This window comes from Proteus sp. LHD240705, from assembly GCF_047921555.1.
Taxonomy (GTDB): Bacteria; Pseudomonadota; Gammaproteobacteria; order Enterobacterales; family Enterobacteriaceae; genus Proteus.
Genome location: NZ_JBLRMI010000002.1, coordinates 66,181 through 82,175, shown reverse-complemented (window position 1 = coordinate 82,175; position 15,995 = coordinate 66,181). Strand labels below are relative to the sequence as shown.

At 36.2% G+C, this 15,995-nt stretch carries 17 protein-coding genes; 10 read left to right on the top strand and 7 right to left on the bottom strand.

Annotated elements, in window-relative coordinates; translation table 11 throughout:
• The first annotated feature begins 50 nt into the window (after positions 1–50).
• On the top strand, positions 51–242 hold the full coding sequence (locus tag ACNART_RS03765) for a toxin-antitoxin system HicB family antitoxin (protein ID WP_161770065.1): 192 nt from the start codon (positions 51–53) through the stop codon (positions 240–242).
• A gap of 381 nt (positions 243–623) precedes the next feature.
• Here the strand turns inward: ACNART_RS03765 and ACNART_RS03760 are convergent, their stop codons facing one another.
• From ACNART_RS03760 to ACNART_RS03750, 3 genes are all read right to left on the bottom strand, one after another.
• Entirely contained in the window at positions 624–905 is a 282-nt protein-coding gene (locus ACNART_RS03760; RefSeq protein ID WP_049237089.1) for a helix-turn-helix transcriptional regulator, read from the bottom strand.
• A 189-nt stretch (positions 906–1,094) separates the two neighbouring features.
• Positions 1,095–1,928: a hypothetical protein gene (locus ACNART_RS03755; RefSeq protein WP_102086853.1), complete on the bottom strand. Its 834-nt coding sequence runs from the start codon at positions 1,926–1,928 to the stop codon at positions 1,095–1,097.
• Positions 1,925–3,145: a tyrosine-type recombinase/integrase gene (locus ACNART_RS03750; RefSeq protein WP_049237092.1), complete on the bottom strand. Its 1,221-nt coding sequence runs from the start codon at positions 3,143–3,145 to the stop codon at positions 1,925–1,927. Before ACNART_RS03750 ends, ACNART_RS03755 begins: the two co-directional genes overlap by 4 nt.
• Positions 3,146–3,561: 416 nt before the next feature.
• On the opposite strand from ACNART_RS03750, the gene ACNART_RS03745 reads away from it, so the two are divergent.
• Positions 3,562–4,194 (top strand): hypothetical protein, encoded by a 633-nt coding sequence (locus tag ACNART_RS03745; RefSeq protein ID WP_198630120.1) that lies wholly within the window; start codon positions 3,562–3,564, stop codon positions 4,192–4,194.
• Position 4,195: 1 nt separating this feature from the next.
• Positions 4,196–4,948 (top strand): DUF3307 domain-containing protein, encoded by a 753-nt coding sequence (locus ACNART_RS03740; protein ID WP_368927445.1) that lies wholly within the window; start codon positions 4,196–4,198, stop codon positions 4,946–4,948.
• 4 nt (positions 4,949–4,952) lie between these two features.
• Here the strand turns inward: ACNART_RS03740 and ACNART_RS03735 are convergent, their stop codons facing one another.
• Positions 4,953–5,480: an SMI1/KNR4 family protein gene (locus tag ACNART_RS03735; RefSeq protein WP_232799370.1), complete on the bottom strand. Its 528-nt coding sequence runs from the start codon at positions 5,478–5,480 to the stop codon at positions 4,953–4,955.
• Positions 5,481–5,620: 140 nt separating this feature from the next.
• Here ACNART_RS03735 and ACNART_RS03730 point away from each other — a divergent pair, with 140 nt between their 5' ends.
• Both ACNART_RS03730 and ACNART_RS03725 read left to right on the top strand, forming a co-directional pair.
• Positions 5,621–6,367 carry a hypothetical protein gene (locus tag ACNART_RS03730; RefSeq protein WP_368927447.1) on the top strand — a complete coding sequence of 249 codons (747 nt, stop codon included), beginning with the start codon at positions 5,621–5,623 and terminating at the stop codon, positions 6,365–6,367.
• Positions 6,368–6,486: 119 nt separating this feature from the next.
• Positions 6,487–7,677, top strand: coding sequence for a cyanate transporter (locus ACNART_RS03725; RefSeq protein ID WP_349442686.1), 1,191 nt, complete (start codon positions 6,487–6,489; stop codon positions 7,675–7,677).
• Between the two features lie 100 nt (positions 7,678–7,777).
• Here ACNART_RS03725 and ACNART_RS03720 read toward each other — a convergent pair whose 3' ends face one another.
• Positions 7,778–8,725, bottom strand: a complete 948-nt coding sequence (locus ACNART_RS03720; protein WP_198625941.1) for a carbamate kinase family protein — start codon at positions 8,723–8,725, stop codon at positions 7,778–7,780.
• A 323-nt stretch (positions 8,726–9,048) separates the two neighbouring features.
• The gene (locus ACNART_RS03715; protein ID WP_109372016.1) at positions 9,049–9,783 is read right to left on the bottom strand and encodes a glycerophosphoryl diester phosphodiesterase; all 735 of its coding nucleotides are present in this window, start codon (positions 9,781–9,783) and stop codon (positions 9,049–9,051) included.
• A gap of 174 nt (positions 9,784–9,957) precedes the next feature.
• On the opposite strand from ACNART_RS03715, the gene ugpB reads away from it, so the two are divergent.
• The 5 genes from ugpB to ACNART_RS03690 all read left to right on the top strand — a co-directional run bounded on the left by ugpB (position 9,958) and on the right by ACNART_RS03690 (position 15,409).
• Positions 9,958–11,265 (top strand): sn-glycerol-3-phosphate ABC transporter substrate-binding protein UgpB, encoded by a 1,308-nt coding sequence (ugpB, locus tag ACNART_RS03710; RefSeq protein ID WP_198625940.1) that lies wholly within the window; start codon positions 9,958–9,960, stop codon positions 11,263–11,265.
• 62 nt (positions 11,266–11,327) lie between these two features.
• The gene (gene ugpA, locus ACNART_RS03705) at positions 11,328–12,212 is read left to right on the top strand and encodes a sn-glycerol-3-phosphate ABC transporter permease UgpA (RefSeq protein ID WP_109372020.1); all 885 of its coding nucleotides are present in this window, start codon (positions 11,328–11,330) and stop codon (positions 12,210–12,212) included.
• Complete coding sequence (gene ugpE, locus ACNART_RS03700) at positions 12,212–13,060, top strand: sn-glycerol-3-phosphate ABC transporter permease UgpE (RefSeq protein WP_109372022.1); 849 nt, start codon at positions 12,212–12,214, stop codon at positions 13,058–13,060. Before ugpA ends, ugpE begins: the two co-directional genes overlap by 1 nt.
• A gap of 1 nt (position 13,061) precedes the next feature.
• Positions 13,062–14,162 carry a sn-glycerol-3-phosphate ABC transporter ATP-binding protein UgpC gene (ugpC, locus tag ACNART_RS03695; RefSeq protein WP_368927448.1) on the top strand — a complete coding sequence of 367 codons (1,101 nt, stop codon included), beginning with the start codon at positions 13,062–13,064 and terminating at the stop codon, positions 14,160–14,162.
• Between the two features lie 494 nt (positions 14,163–14,656).
• The gene (locus ACNART_RS03690) at positions 14,657–15,409 is read left to right on the top strand and encodes a M48 family metallopeptidase (RefSeq protein WP_109372027.1); all 753 of its coding nucleotides are present in this window, start codon (positions 14,657–14,659) and stop codon (positions 15,407–15,409) included.
• 55 nt (positions 15,410–15,464) lie between these two features.
• On the opposite strand, the gene ACNART_RS03685 is transcribed toward ACNART_RS03690, so the two are convergent.
• On the bottom strand, positions 15,465–15,932 hold the full coding sequence (locus ACNART_RS03685; protein ID WP_368927450.1) for a MarR family winged helix-turn-helix transcriptional regulator: 468 nt from the start codon (positions 15,930–15,932) through the stop codon (positions 15,465–15,467).
• Between the last annotated feature and the right edge of the window lie 63 nt (positions 15,933–15,995).

The window sequence follows — 15,995 nt, the reverse complement described above, 5'->3', positions numbered from 1 at the left end:
TGTTAGTGTATAGACCTAACATCATTAATACTATTTCAACGGGTCTATACATGTCAATAATAAAAAGAGATAAAAGTCCAAAAGGTGCTGGAAAGTCACCAATGTTTAATATCAGACTTGTCCCTGAATTTAAGGAGCAACTAGAGGCTGCTGCAGAGCGAGATAATGTGAGTCTTGGTAATTGGCTAAAAGATCTAGCACGTAAAGAATTACTACGACAAGGCATTGAGCCAAAAGGCTGAACTCCGTACGTTAAACGTACGCACATCAAATCCCATCCACCAATGGAGGATAGGAAATATTGAACCAACCCGATATTATTGGGTTGAATTAAGACAGCCTGCACGCTGTCTTTTTTCTTTTGTGCGTAACGATTAGTTACTCGCAATTTGACCAAGTACTCCCTAAAAATTTTTGTATAGTTCTTAACCCAGCCAATGGCAGAGTTAAATTTTGCAATGTCGATCATTGTGGTTTCTCATTAATATTGGCTGAATAATTAAACAGATTTGTCCTCTGAAATATTTTCAATAGGTTATTTACCCATTCCTGATTTTTGGCGTAGAGAAGCCCGCCACGGCTATTAGCCATGTTTTTTAATTTCATGATTTACCTTGTTTTAATTAATTGGTTTTACGGCTATATGGATTATTAATATTTTCCACGGCGGGCGGGTTACGAACCCATAGCAATAAATCACTTAATAGCCACGCGCAAGAATTACGCCCTAATGCTTTACGCGTAGGGAAACGCCCTTCTTTTTCGAGTGTGTAAGCTGTTGTGCGTGAAATTGATGTGATGCGTCGGCGTTCTTTCTCGCGAACGAGGCGATCATACTGTTCGCCATACTCGGCAAGGATAGAACGGCGCAATTCTGGTGTTGGTGTTGAAAATTGATTTTGCATATAACCCTCACTGTATTTGTGTTTTCGTGAGGGTATTTTTACGGAAAAAATAGAATAAAAAAATTGGTCTAAAATAACTAAATTTCTTTAGAATCAAACCATTGGTATTAATTTAAAATACAATCAAAATTAATGCCATTGGCGTAAAATCTTTTAATTTTATTTTTTTACACCAATAGCTAATAAATATTAGCGTATTACAGATCTTACTTCTTCTATTGAAATATCTTCCTTTAAAAAAACACCACTAATAGTTGCTGTTATATTATGAAGGGGCGTTCCAAACGTCTCTGTAAAAAACATCGATAGTTTTCTAATAAAGAATACTCTTCTAACTTGATTTTTTCTTTTTAAGATTGATTCACATTTAAATGAATCTGCTTTTTCACTTAAAGTTTGGAGCACAGAGCCAATTGATGGAGACATTACACCTACACCTGCCCATGCGGCACCTATTACTCTATCATCTCCATTTTTGGGAATATAATGTGAATTTTTAATTTCACAATATCTATTTAAAAAACACTCTAAATTTTTTTGAATGTCATTTTTTACTATCATATTAAATCTTTCAAAGAATGATTTATAATTAGCAAAACTCATTACTGATAAATCTAATGGCGTATTTGAGATTTCCTTACAAAGTTCAAAAGATAATTTTTTTATCTTTGCCATTTTTTCTTCTTTTTGTTTTTGTGTTAACAATTCCCAATCATTCGGGCCACTATAAGCATCAATTATCTTATGAGTCAAAATGTAATAAAATATATATGGAATACGAAATTCATTAGCTCTTTTTGATAAAGAAGACCATATAAAACGCATATCATCATTAAATATTAAAGTCTGTACTACTTCTTTTTCTGATAATGTTTCATTCCAAACATTCGAATCAAAAAAACAACCAGCTTTATCTAAATCATCTTTATTTTCATCAGGAATAGGCATTTTAAAATCTGATATTATATCAGACTCATACCACTTAATTATGGTATTATCTACATATTCAGGATATTCTTTCATCTTAACCTCACATTTAAAGTAACTACATTTTTATTATTCTCTGCCAATAAGTCTAATCGCTCACACCATTTATTAAGTGTATCTAATTTTTCATGTAAATATTGGCTACGATTATAAATAGCCATTACTCCTGGCAATGCATGACCTAGTAATTGCTCTACAATATGAGGGAGAATTCCCATATCATTTAACTTTGTTGCAAATGTCCGCCTTAAATCATGTAATGTCCAAGGTTCGGAATGATTAAATCTTTCCCATAAATTACGACCGTATTGAGAAACTGCCTCAGATTTTTTTAATTCACCCAATAAATAACCTGTCTTTTTATTTACTGAATATAATTCTTTAACAAAATCTCGTATATAAATAGGTATTGGACGAATAATTTTCTCATTTGTTTTTGTATGCTCTTTCGGTACAGTCCAAATCCAATTATCAAAGTCCCATTCTTTCCACTCTGATAATCTAGCTTCATGCGAACGACACCCAAAAATAATAAGAATTTTAATTAAATGCTTATAATAAGGAATATGTTTATTCCCATTGAGTGATTGCCATAATTCCCCTAGTTCTTTATCAGTAAGTACCCGATCCCTTTTATTCTGTTTCTTACCAACATCAGGAATAGTTAAATCATCAAGAGCACTACTAACAGCATATCGCCTAACTCTGCAAAATTTTAATGCCTGTTTACACATCTGAAATACATAACCAGTCGCAACAGGTGATTCTTTTCTTGCTCGATCAAAACATTTTAGCCAATAACGAGTTTCACAATCGCTTAAAGCCATTTCACCAATATAAGGGTAAATATGCTTTTCTAATTGAGCCACATGCCTAACTATATTAACTCGGTTATCTTTCCCGTAATTTTCAACCCAATACTCTAAAGCATCTCTCACAGTGACAGGCTTTAACGACGATTGAACCTCTATATTTAGTTGTAGCTTTGGATCTTTGCCTAATGCCAGCCAGTTACGACACTTATCACGGAGTTCTCTGGCTTCTTTTAAACTCATATCAGGATATCGCCCTAGTGTTAGGCGATTTAACTTTTTCCCATCTAGTCTATAAGTAAAAACCCAACTCACACCACCAGCAACAGATACCTTAGCGCTAAGCCCTGCCCCATCAGCTACGAACTCAATTTTAGATACAGGCTTACCATAAAGGGCTTTAACCTTTTTATCGCTCAATTTATTTAGTTCATTTGCCATTGATAGTCCAGATTGTTTATACAAATGTTTATACATAGTGTGATGTACAAATACGAAAACGTCAATAAACACTGGAACAATATACAGTATATATTTTTATTATCCATTTGATTTTATTGAACATTAAAATAACACTAGATAGCATGAGAGCTAAAAGAATAAAATACGGCATGAACTGATCCTAGTCAGTTAGGTCTATTTTTATAAAAAGCCTTTTCTGGTTTTCCAGAAAAGGCTTTTTTGTTGCCTATTTTTCACGCTTGCTCTATAACATAAATCATTAAGTTACCCAATATGGTAACATTTGAGTACGTTACCAAATATGGTAACATCCTCTTTTGTATTTCAATTAAATAACTGAGTAAAAGATCACTATACTCATTCTATTTCTCTCACAAAATAATAAGAGCAAGCTAATGAATAAAGACATCGTAAGTGTGGTTACAGGTGATATCATAGACTCTAGAAACATCACACCTGAAAACTATGATGTTATGCTCTATACCTTGGAGCAAACGGTTCAATTACTCTCAGAACAGTTACCACTTAAATATGACAGATATCGCGGTGACTCCTTCCAACTTGTTTGCTTGCACGCTTGTGATGCCATTAAAGTTGCTATCGTTATTCAATTAGCATTGAAAACGTCAGAATTAAACATCAGTGCTCGTCAAAGTATTGGTATCGGTCAAATTAATTCATTGCGTAATGATATTAGAACATCAATGGGGGAAGCCTTTATCTTATCGGGCGAAGGATTAGATAAGATGAAAAGTGAAATATTAACAATATCTACATCAGATAAAGAATTTCAAAAAAATATTACTTTAGTGACTAAATACTTAGATATACAACTTAAAGAAATAACTCGAGCACAAGCGCAAGTTTTACTTAAATATATGGTTAATGAAGATAAATCTCATTATGCTATTGCCAATGAATTAAAAAAATCGAGAAGTAATATTACTCGATTATTGAACGCTAGCCACTACCAGTTAATAGATGAATATATTCAATACTTTAATTATTTAATTAATAAGGCTTATTGATATGTATAATTTTACGCTTCTTATTTCTCTCTATATTGGTCATATTGCTTTTGATTTTTATTTACAACCTAAAGCATGGATAGAAGCGCGAAATGCTCTACATTACAAATCTAAAGAGCTTTACTTACACTCACTACTGCACGCTGGAATAACCTTTATTATTCTAGTTTTAATGTCTGAGATAAGTTTTAGTTTTATTTTCATTTATAGTGTAATTATATTAATAACACATTATTTTTTTGATCTTGGTAAATCTTATACTGATAACTCTTTAAGATGGTTTATTACTGATCAAGTTCTTCATTTATTCGTGATTACCTTTTTATGGATAGTGCTTGTTGATCAAAATACTCAAATATTCCATGATCTTAGTTTTAAAAATATTAACTACAAATATCTTATTGTTGTTCTTGCCTACATCATTATTTTAAAGCCTATTTCGAGCCTTATTTATATGTTACTAAAGAAATGGACACCTGTTGCAGTAGAAGGCTCAACACTCGTTTCTGCGGGTCAATCTATTGGTTATTTAGAAAGAACACTAATCTTAACTTTTATTCTTTTAAATCAATTTGCAGCAATTGGCTTTTTATTAGCAGCTAAATCAATATTTAGATTTGGTGAATTACAAAATGATCAAGATAAAAAGCTAACAGAATATGTTATGTTAGGTACACTGATTAGCTTTAGCATTTCTATCTTTATTGGACTTGCTACTTCCTATTTTGTGACTCAACTCCCCATAGGAAAATAACTCATCAAACTTCTGGGCTAAATATCATTTTTTCTGATGGAAATCCCTCAGGGAATGATTGGCAACGTATTCGTTTTGATAAAACTCCCTCTAAAAACCCTGTCAGACTCTCTGCAATAAATTCTACCTCTGATCCTCTAGATGGAATAATTGCCATTGTCCAAAGCTCACTATTTTCTGATAAAACAACCCAAAAAAGCGTATCTCCATTATCCGTGACACCAATGGGTAAAAGCCCATTACATTTTGGATATAGAACAAAACGATAGTAATTAGGATCATCATTGATTAATGAGCTGAAATCTTCAAGGATCTGCTCTTTTTGCTGGAAAAAATTAATGTACTCATTTTGGCTAAAGGGATTAAATAACGTTATAAAATCAGCTACCTGACTTGATCCATATTGGGTGATAAACGCAATATAATCTTTGGGAAAGGCATATTTGTTATCAATTAATGGCCATCTCTCTTCTTTTCCATTTTCATGTATTGCAGAAGGAATAGGTAGTTGCTGATTTAATGCCATTAACATCACTATCTCACTTATTTGAGTTCTATTACACCGTGTAATGTATGATATTTTAGAGTGAGCATCACTTTTATCATAATCATGCTGATAGTTATCACTCTATTACCCTAGTAAACAAACCTATATTTAAAAGAAAACAGACCATGACCACACCAGTACGTACCATTACTTTTATTGATAGTGCCTATCCGAAATCCCATAAAATTACAGAATTTGTCTGGTCAGGTCGATTAGATAAACATGGTCAACTTTGGTTTGATCTTCATCTTAGAAGTGCCGATTACTATTTAAGTGAAGGGGAGGATTATCTGGATGATATCGACGAAGATGAATCAAATGACGAAGAAGAATATACCAGCCTAGCTCACTGGCAAGCTCCCATTGTTTGGGATAATTATCACTGTTGTACACTCTCCTCAACTTATTGGTCTGACGACCAAGGTATTTTGCTCAGCACAGGAAATACGCCGTTCGATTTTGATAACTTTATTACTCATCAATTTAATGTTGATATTGCCCCTCAAATCGATAGTAATACAGATGAATATGAAGAAAGAGCAGAAGTCCCTGCTTTCAGTATTTACTTATTAGGTCATGATGCATGTAAAAATCATCAAATTCACTTCCAGCGCCAACAAGATAATACTTACCACATTAATTGGTCTGGAAAAATCGCACTCTTTTATGCTGGGTTTGATGAATTTATTCATCAATTTAGTGCACAACTTGAAAACATCCCTTTTGATGGCTTTTATTTCCCTAAATCGTGGGCTTTAGATAAAGCAGCACTGGAATTTAAAAAGGTACTTTCTCATTTTGAACATTATGAGTTTGTATTAATTAATCCCAATAGTCAGATTAAACAGTGGAAATTAAAATACATCGCTTAAATAGCGTGATGATTAATTAAAATACCTAATGATATTTATGTTGATATAAAATCCCTCATCTGTTTATATCAACACTGTCCATAAAGCAGGCAATATTTATTGTTTATCAGGGAATTATAATGACTGCCTTACCAAGAAAAAAAACATGGCAGATTGTCCTGACGATTATTTTAGTCGGGATAAATTTACGCCCTTTCTTAACTGGCCCCGGCCCTGTTATTGATAATATTATTGCATCAACAGGAATGAGTTATAGCCAAGTCTCATTACTCACGCTATTACCCATGTTTTTAATGGGTATAGGCGCACTAATCGTTCCTTTCTTACAGCCTTATATTCAAATTCGGAAAGGGCTTTTAGTCGCAATGTTGTTGCTTCTTATAGGCTCATTTTCTCGAGCTTATGTTTCTGATGGTAATCAGTTATTACTGACTGCCCTCTTTTGCGGTTTGAGCGTGGCTTATATTCAAGCGGTATTTCCTGGCATTATTAAAGGATGGTTTGGACATCGAACGCCTATTATGATGGGGCTGTATTCCGCCATGCTAATGGGGGGAGGCGCATTAGGTGCTCAATTATCCCCGATTATTACGGTATCTAATGGTCATTGGCAAAATGCTTTAGCGTGGTTTGCACTTCCAGCAGGATTGGCATTTGTCGCTATTCTTTTTTCTATTAAAAACAGTGCCATATCTGCTAATAAAATATCACTCAATACCTTAATTTGGCGCCCCAGAACAGGATTGCTTATTTTAGGTTTTGGTTGCGTTAATGCAGGTTACGCTTCAGTTGTGACATGGTTGGCACCTTTCTACCAATCGTTAGGAATGCCAAGTGCACAAAGTGGCTCTCTTGTCGCTATCCTTTCGCTTTTCCAAGCCTCTGCTGCTTTAATTATTCCTTTCTTAGCGGCTAAAAATCACGACCGACGTTTTTGGCTTATGCTGACATTACTAAGTCAATTTATCGGTTTTATTGCAATAATGACTATTCCGATGAGTGCGCCTTATCTGTGGAGTATTTTCTTAGGCTGTGGCTTAGGTGGGTGTTTTTCCATGATGATGATTGTCGCGCTCGATCATATTCCTGATCCAGCACAAGCGGGCGCGCTGTCGGCATTAATGCAAGGTGGAGGATTTATCATTGCTGCCTTTGGACCGTTAGTGGCAGTGATATTGCGTCAGCCAGACGGAAGCTTTACTTATGCATGGGCATTTCATGCGGTTTTAGTGATTATCACGATAGGATTATTTTCACGATTAAATCCGCGCCATTACGCGAAAGCCTATCCCGCTAATCACACTATTTAATCATCGATATATTAAGAAACTCTGCATAAAATAAGCGCCTTATTCTTTTATAAATAAGGCGTTTATCAATTAAATAACGGAGTACTTTTGATTGCGAAAATTAAGCAACAATATGCGTTCCGGTTTCACCTTTTAAGGCAGAAGCTAGTTTTTCTGGCGTTGTGATAATCACTCTTTTTCCACCCGCGGCTAAAAATGAGAGGCTGGCTTCGATTTTTGGAAGCATACTGCCCTGAGGGAAATGCCCTTCATGCATATATTGTGTCATTTCCTCAACCGATGTTTCACCCAATGCTTTTTGTTCTGGCTGACCAAAATGAATACAGACTTTTTCAACACCCGTGGTGATGATAAGAATATCTGCATGTAATTCTTTTGCGAGCAATGTTGATGACAAGTCTTTATCAATAACGGCATCGACACTTTGGTAATTTCCCTGTTCATTTTTAATCACAGGAATACCACCGCCACCCACAGCAATAACAACATAGCCGCATTCTGATAGTGACTTAATTGCACTAGATTCAATAACATGTTGTGGAATTGGGGAGGCAACAACACGACGATAACCACGACCAGAGTCTTCAACAAAATGCCATTGAGGATTTTCTTGCTTTAATTGCACCATCTCTTGTTCAGAGAAAAATGCACCAATAGGTTTTGTTGGAGAAACAAAATTAGGATCGTTTTTATCTACTTCAACTTGTGTGATAAGGGTAATTGCTTGTTTATTTTGTTGAACACGAAGCTTATTCGTTAACGCTTGTTGTATTAAATAGCCAATACCGCCTTGTGTATCTGCAACACAGTTAGCTAAAGGTGTTAACGGTAAACCTTCTTGCACATGCGCCACTTCAGCGCGACGTAAATCAAGCCCTACTTGTGGCCCATTACCATGAGTTAAAACAATATTATACCCTTCAGCCACCATATCACTAATATGGGCTGCAACCTCTTGTACTGCTTGTTCTTGATGAGCGATAGACTGGCTAGCATTGTCTTTAATAATACTGTTGCCTCCAATGGCAACAACAACGAGTTCTTTCATATTTCACTCTCAATTATATTATTGGCAATTAAAGTAGAAATAACGCACCTCTACTCTTAGAGGTTGGGTTGATAAGGTCGCCATATTCACTAACCATTTTCCCCATTTTTATTTTTAATGAGATAAATATTACCAAGTTGAATAATATCTATTCATTAATTGCGCAGGATAATAGCAGAGAATGTAAAGAAAACATCTATTACTCAACGTTTCTCTTATTTAATTTCTGTAATTAAAATACGGAAAGAAAAGGATAAAAGGCGTCATCAAACACATCAATAACGCCTTATTCAATACAAGTAAGCAGGATTGTTAGTGCTTTTTCACTTTGCTATTTGATCAACATTGGGTAGATAAACATCAGGCATATCAGTGATCAGCATATCAACACCCCATTGCTCAAAATCTTTCACTTCTTCAGGATTATTCGGGGTATAACAATAAATTTCATAACCCGCTTGTTTCAACATTTGAGCTTGTTCTTGTGTGAGATATTTGTAATTACAATGCACACTAAAACCATCGATCGCTTTTAGTGTTTCTAACGCATTATCAGGAATTTCATCCCACAATTGGCCTCTGCGAATAAAAGGTAGGTATCGTTTCATAACGATCAGTGCATGCGTATCAAAAGAAGAAAATAAAATTTGCTCATTCGGAATATCTGCACTTTTTATCATGTCAGAAACCGCTAAACATAAACGTTCAACATCATCATCAGGCCATGTTTTCAGTTCAATATTGAGCTTTGTTCCTGAACGCTTAATAAGCTGCAATCCTTGTCTTAAAGAAGGAACTTTTTCACCTTGATAGAGTGAACTAAACCAACTTCCCGCATCAAGGCGATGTAAATCATCTAAGGTATGAAAACGCACAGCACCTTGCCCATTCGTGCAACGATTAACTGTTTTATCATGAATAAGCACAGGAACATGATCCGCGGTTAATTGCACATCCGTTTCAATCCATTCGCACCCGAAATCAATCGCCATTTTAAACGCAGCCAATGTATTTTCAGGCGCTTTTCCAGAAAAACCTCGGTGAGCAGCTATCTTCATTTCTCTCTCCTTTTCATTTGTGCCGACATCATGACAACCATTTATGACAGCAATTTGACAGTCATACCATCAATATATCTTCATTTAATTGTCACCCATTTGTCATAAACAACATTTAGGGTAATTCGCAGATTAGATTGCACCTTTAACTTTCGATTAAAAAGGAAATTCTGCATGTCGATAAAATCAATAACAGGTCTTGCTGTTGCAATGGCGTTATTTACTTCTCCTACACACGCAAAAACACAAATTGAATGGTGGCATGCAATGGGAGGTGCGCTCGGTCAAAAAGTAAATCAAATCGCCTCTGATTTTAACGCCAGTCAATCTGAATATGAGATAAAACCCGTTTATAAAGGCACTTACGCTGAAACGATGACCAGTGCAGTGGCTTCATTTCGTGCTAAAAACCAACCCGCTATTGTGCAAGTCTTTGAAGTGGGCACAGCGAGCATGATGGGGGCAAAAAAAGCCGTTTTTCCTGTTTATCAATTAATGGAAAAAACTAACGAGCCTTTTGATCCTAATAGTTATTTATCAACTGTCACGGGCTATTACACCACCAGCGATGGAAAAATGATGTCACTGCCGTTTAATAGTTCTACGCCTGTACTTTATTACAACAAAGCCCTCTTTAAAAAAGCAGGCATAGAGCAACCACCAAAGACATGGAAAGAGATGGAAGCTGTTTCTCAAAAACTGCTCGATTCTGGAGTGAAATGTGGATTTACCACCACATGGCAATCATGGACACAAATCGAAAATTTTGGTGCGCGTAATAATTTACCTATTGCGACAAAAAATAACGGTTTCGATGGTTTTGACACTACCTTCCTTTTTAATAAAGCACCTTTCGTGGATCATATTCAACAAATGGCAGATTGGTCGAAATCCGGTATTTTCAAATATGGCGGACGTCAATCGGATGCAATGCCACTGTTTTATACTCAAGAATGCGCCATGGTGATGGAATCATCAGCAGGATTTGCAGGCATTAAAGAGAATATGAAAGGGATTGATATTGGTGTTAGCCAATTACCTTATGACGATTCTCTTGTACAAAAACCTGCGAATACCATTATTGGCGGAGCGTCTTTATGGGTGATGTCGGGACGTCCAGATGCCGAATATAACGGTGTTGCCAAATTCTTTACCTATCTTTCAAGCCCTGAAGTACAAGCCGATTGGCACCAAGCAACAGGTTATTTACCGGTGACTAAAGCCGCTTATGCGTTAACACAACAGCAAGGCTTTTATCAGCAAAATCCGGGCGCAGATACGGCAATATTACAAATGACAACCTCTGAACCAACAGCCAACTCCAAAGGATTACGTTTTGGTAATTTCCTGCAAACTCGAGAAATCGTTGATGAAGAGTTAGAAAAAGTGTGGTCAGGAAAACAGACCGCTCAGGCTGCGTTAGATAATGCGGTTGCGCGTGGGAATGAGCAGTTACGCCGTTTTGAACGAACTCAACAATAGTCACTTATATTAGGCGAGCAAAGTCGCTCGCCTTCTGTTTTTATCGATTTACTGGACATTGTATGGCTTCTCAATCCATTTATTTTAAACAAAAATGGTTACCTCTCGCGCTAATTTTTCCTCAATTAGCTATCACGCTTATCTTTTTCATTTGGCCTGCGGGGCAAGCTTTCTTTCAATCATTTCAATTAGAAGATGCGTTTGGACTTAGTCGAGAATTTGTTGGTTTTGAAAATTTTCAGCGACTTTTTAGTAATCGCTATTATTTTGACAGTTTAATCACGACATTAATTTTCAGTATCAGTGTCGTGTTTCTCTCTATGCTGTCAGCGCTTATTTTGGCGGGTATTGCAGAGCAAGTCTTACGTGGCAAACTGTTTTATCGCACTATTTTAATTTCACCCTATGCCATTGCGCCAGTTATTGCAGGCTTTCTGTGGTTATTTATGCTTGATCCCACAATTGGTGTATTAAGCCAACAATTAAAGAAAATAGGTATTAATTGGGATCCCGTACTTAATACACATCACGCTATGTGGATGGTGATTTTAACAGCGACATGGAAACAAGTGAGTTATAACTTTCTGTTTTTCCTCGCCGCCTTGCAATCTGTACCTAAATCTCTTTTAGAAGCTGCGGCTATTGATGGTAGTGGTCCCATTAAACGCTTTATTACTATCAGTTTTCCTTTAATTTCTCCCACAACCTTTTTCTTACTTGTGGTTAATTTTGCTTACGCCTTTTTTGATACTTTCGCCATTATCCACGCGATGACGCAAGGTGGCCCTGGTAGTAGCACCTCAACACTGGTTTATAAGGTCTATAACGATGGTTTTGTGGGATTAGATTTAGGCTCCTCCGCCGCACAATCCGTTATTTTGATGTTTATTGTCGCGATATTAACCATTATTCAATTTCGTTATGTTGAGAAAAAGGTGGCTTACTGATGGTTGAACGTAGACCTTTATTTCATGCTTTCTGCCACTTTATTCTTATTGTCGGCATTCTTTCTGTGGCATTCCCTGTGTGGATTGCACTAGTGGCAACAACCCATCAAAACACCGAGTTTGCCACAGGCTCTCCTCTTTGGTTTGGTACTGAAGGCTTCAATATTTTTAAAACGATATTTTCACAGGCAGGTACAACGCAAAATAGTGCGATTTCAATTAACAGCATGTTATTGAATTCGTTAGTTATGGCGTTAGTGATCACCATAGGGAAATTAGCTATATCGATTTTATCGGCCTATGCCGTGGTTTTCTTTCGCTTTCCGGGACGGATGCTTGCCTTTTGGACTATCTTTTTTACCTTAATGTTACCCGTTGAAGTTCGCATTATGCCGACATTTGAAGTCGTCACTGATCTTAATATGTTGAACTCTTATGCTGGATTAACTATTCCATTAATTGCTAGCGCCACAGCTACTTTTTTGTTTCGTCAATTTTTCCTGACCATCACCCCTGAATTAATTGAAGCCGCAAAAATTGATGGCGCTGGGCCGATTAAATTCTTTTTCACTATCTTGCTTCCTCTTTCTCGCACCAATATCGCTGCCCTTTTTGTTATCACCTTTATTTATGGGTGGAATCAATATCTTTGGCCAATGCTTATCACAACTGATACCCACTACTACACCATTGTGATGGGAATTAAACAGATGGTTGCGGTTTCTGATGGTGTCGTTGAATGGAATAAAATTATGGCAACCACGTTGATCGCCATGTTGCCGCCAGTCCTTATCGTCATTCTGATGCAAAGAGCCTTTGTAAAAGGCTTTATTGATACGGAGAAATAATATGACAACCGTAACGCTCACTGATTTAGAAAAACGCTATCCTAATGGACACCAAGCTATTTCGAAATTGAACCTTTCTATTGAGCAAGGTGAAATGGTGGTGTTAGTTGGCCCAAGTGGTTGTGGCAAATCAACATTACTGCGAATGATTGCAGGATTAGAAACCATCACACAAGGTGATTTACTCATTGATAATTTACGTGTTAATGAACATGAACCGAGTGAGCGAGATATCGCAATGGTATTTCAAAACTATGCGCTTTATCCTCATATGTCTGTCTATAACAACATGGCATATGGTTTACGTAATCGAAAAACACCCAAAGCCCAAATAGAAGAACTTGTCACAAATGCGGCTAACATGCTGGAAATCAGTCATTTATTGGATAGAAAACCCAAAGAGCTTTCCGGTGGACAACGTCAACGTGTCGCAATGGGAAGAGCCATTGTGCGTAAACCCAAAGTGTTTTTATTTGATGAACCACTCTCTAACCTTGATGCAAAATTACGTGTTCAGATGCGTCTGGAGATCAAAAAATTACAGCGAAAACTCTCCACAACCTCGATTTATGTGACGCACGATCAGGTGGAAGCGATGACATTAGCCGATAAGCTGGTGGTTTTAAATCAAGGAAATATAGAGCAAGTGGGGACGCCTTTAGAGATTTATGAAAGTCCAGCTTCCGTGTTTGTGGCAACGTTTATGGGCTCTCCCGCAATGAATATCTTAGATGTCCCAATTAATCATGGTGTAATTGAAATCGCTGATGGGCATATTGCCGTTTCATCTCAGCATCTTCCTTATCAAGCCATTAAATTAGGTTTACGCCCTGAACATTTGATCATTAGCCATCAACATCCCCTTTTTCATGTTGAAGTGGAATTTATTGAAGCACTAGGCGCTGATGTTTTAATTTATGCCACAACTTGCGATAAACAAAAACAGTCTATTGTTATTCGCGCACCTAACAATCATGGTGTGAATATTGGTAATAAAATTGGTCTAACCATTCATCCTGAAAACCTTCATTTCTTTAATGAGCAAACAGGAAAACGTATTAACCGCCCTTTTATGCTCATCAATGAATTAATGGTTTCCTGATACATCAATATCAATTTATTCATTTTCGGTTTAATCTTAATAGCGATGCTTTAAGCATCGTTATTTATTTATCACTAAGCAATAAATATTAAAAATATAAAATTTGTCAGAATTAAACAAATAAAACCCACATCTAAATACAACGTTCCTTTGATATTATTCCAAGCAAATTCAAAACAGCATAACATACACTCAGGGTAAGTATAATCAATGATCTACATAGATATTACTAAGAGAAATTTATCTTCTCCCTATTAGACACTATATTAATCTTCTTAAATTTAAAGAAGTTAAAATAACCAATATGTTTTTCCATCATCATTTTAAGAATAAAAAATAATATTTTTTAGATGAAAAAATAGAAATATATATGGAGATAATATTTATTACATAAAATGCTTATATTGCACCGATAGATAAGCACTGTTATTCTTCCGCTCGTATTTAATACGCAATTATATAAAACTGCGCAGCAGAAAAGGACTTAATTCAAAATGAAAATCAAATTACTTGCTACAGTGATGGTATCAGCAGCACTACTCTCTGGTTGTCAAAATCTTAATACTGATATGTTGACCAAATCAGGCACTCAACTATTCCAAGCTGCAACATTAAGCGATAACGATATCAAAGCGCTAACGAATGATGCTTGTAAAGAAATGGATGCTCAAAATAAAGTTGCACCTGCAAATAGCACCTACACTAAACGTTTAAATAATATCGCTAAAGCGTTAGGTAATGAAGTTAATGGCACGCCAGTAAACTACAAAGTTTATATGACCAAAGATGTGAATGCGTGGGCTATGGCGAATGGCTGTGTTCGTGTTTATAGCGGTTTAATGGACATGATGACAGATAACGAAGTTGAAGGCGTGTTAGGTCATGAAATGGGTCACGTTGCTTTAGGTCATACTCGTAAAGCAATTCAAGTTGCACACGCAACAGTTGCAGCACGTACTGCGGCAGCATCCGCAGGGGGTGTAGCAGCGCAATTAAGTAGCTCTCAGTTGGCTGAAATGGGACAGAAACTGGTTAATGCTCAGTTCTCTCAACACCAAGAGTCAGAAGCAGATAATTTCTCTTACGATCTGCTGAAAAAACGTGGGGTAAGCACCGCAGGTTTAGTCACAGGTTTTGAGAAATTAGCTAAACTAGGTGGTGGTGATTCAAGTATGTTTGATTCTCACCCACCATCAAAAGAGCGTGCAGATAATATCCGTAATCGCATTGCTGAAGATAAAAAATAATTACCTTGCCCCTGTATCCCATGATATGGGGGTTTTCTTTTCAGGTTTACCCTTTTTACGAATGGCGAAAAGTGTTTGTCACATCAGTAAAAAAACGTTGGATCGCTTGTTTTTCACTCTGATTATATTGTTCAAATAACGCAGACCATTTTGCTTGAGATTGTTGATGTAACACCTCATGCGCGTGAAAAAGCCGCTCGCCTTCTTCTGTTAAGATAAAAAATATTTCTTTCTGATTATCTGCTAATTTTATTTTTTCAATCGCGCCTTTCTTTTGTAATCGACTACATATCTTTGAGACAGCACCTCGTGTCATTGCCATATATTCACTGATAGTTGTGAGATTTCTCATACTCTCTTCACCAATACAATGGATCACATGCAGTTCTGTGAGTGAGTAATTATCTAACCCATTCTCTTCTAATACTTTTTTATGATTGCTATCGGCTTGTTCATCTTTAAGATGCAAAAAATCACTTAACCCTTTTAGTAAGTCCTGTGTGGTTATATTCTCTTTCACCATTTTGTTTCCTTGGAAAAAATAATATTAAAAATAGTATCAAAAGTATTTACAACAATCAAAATA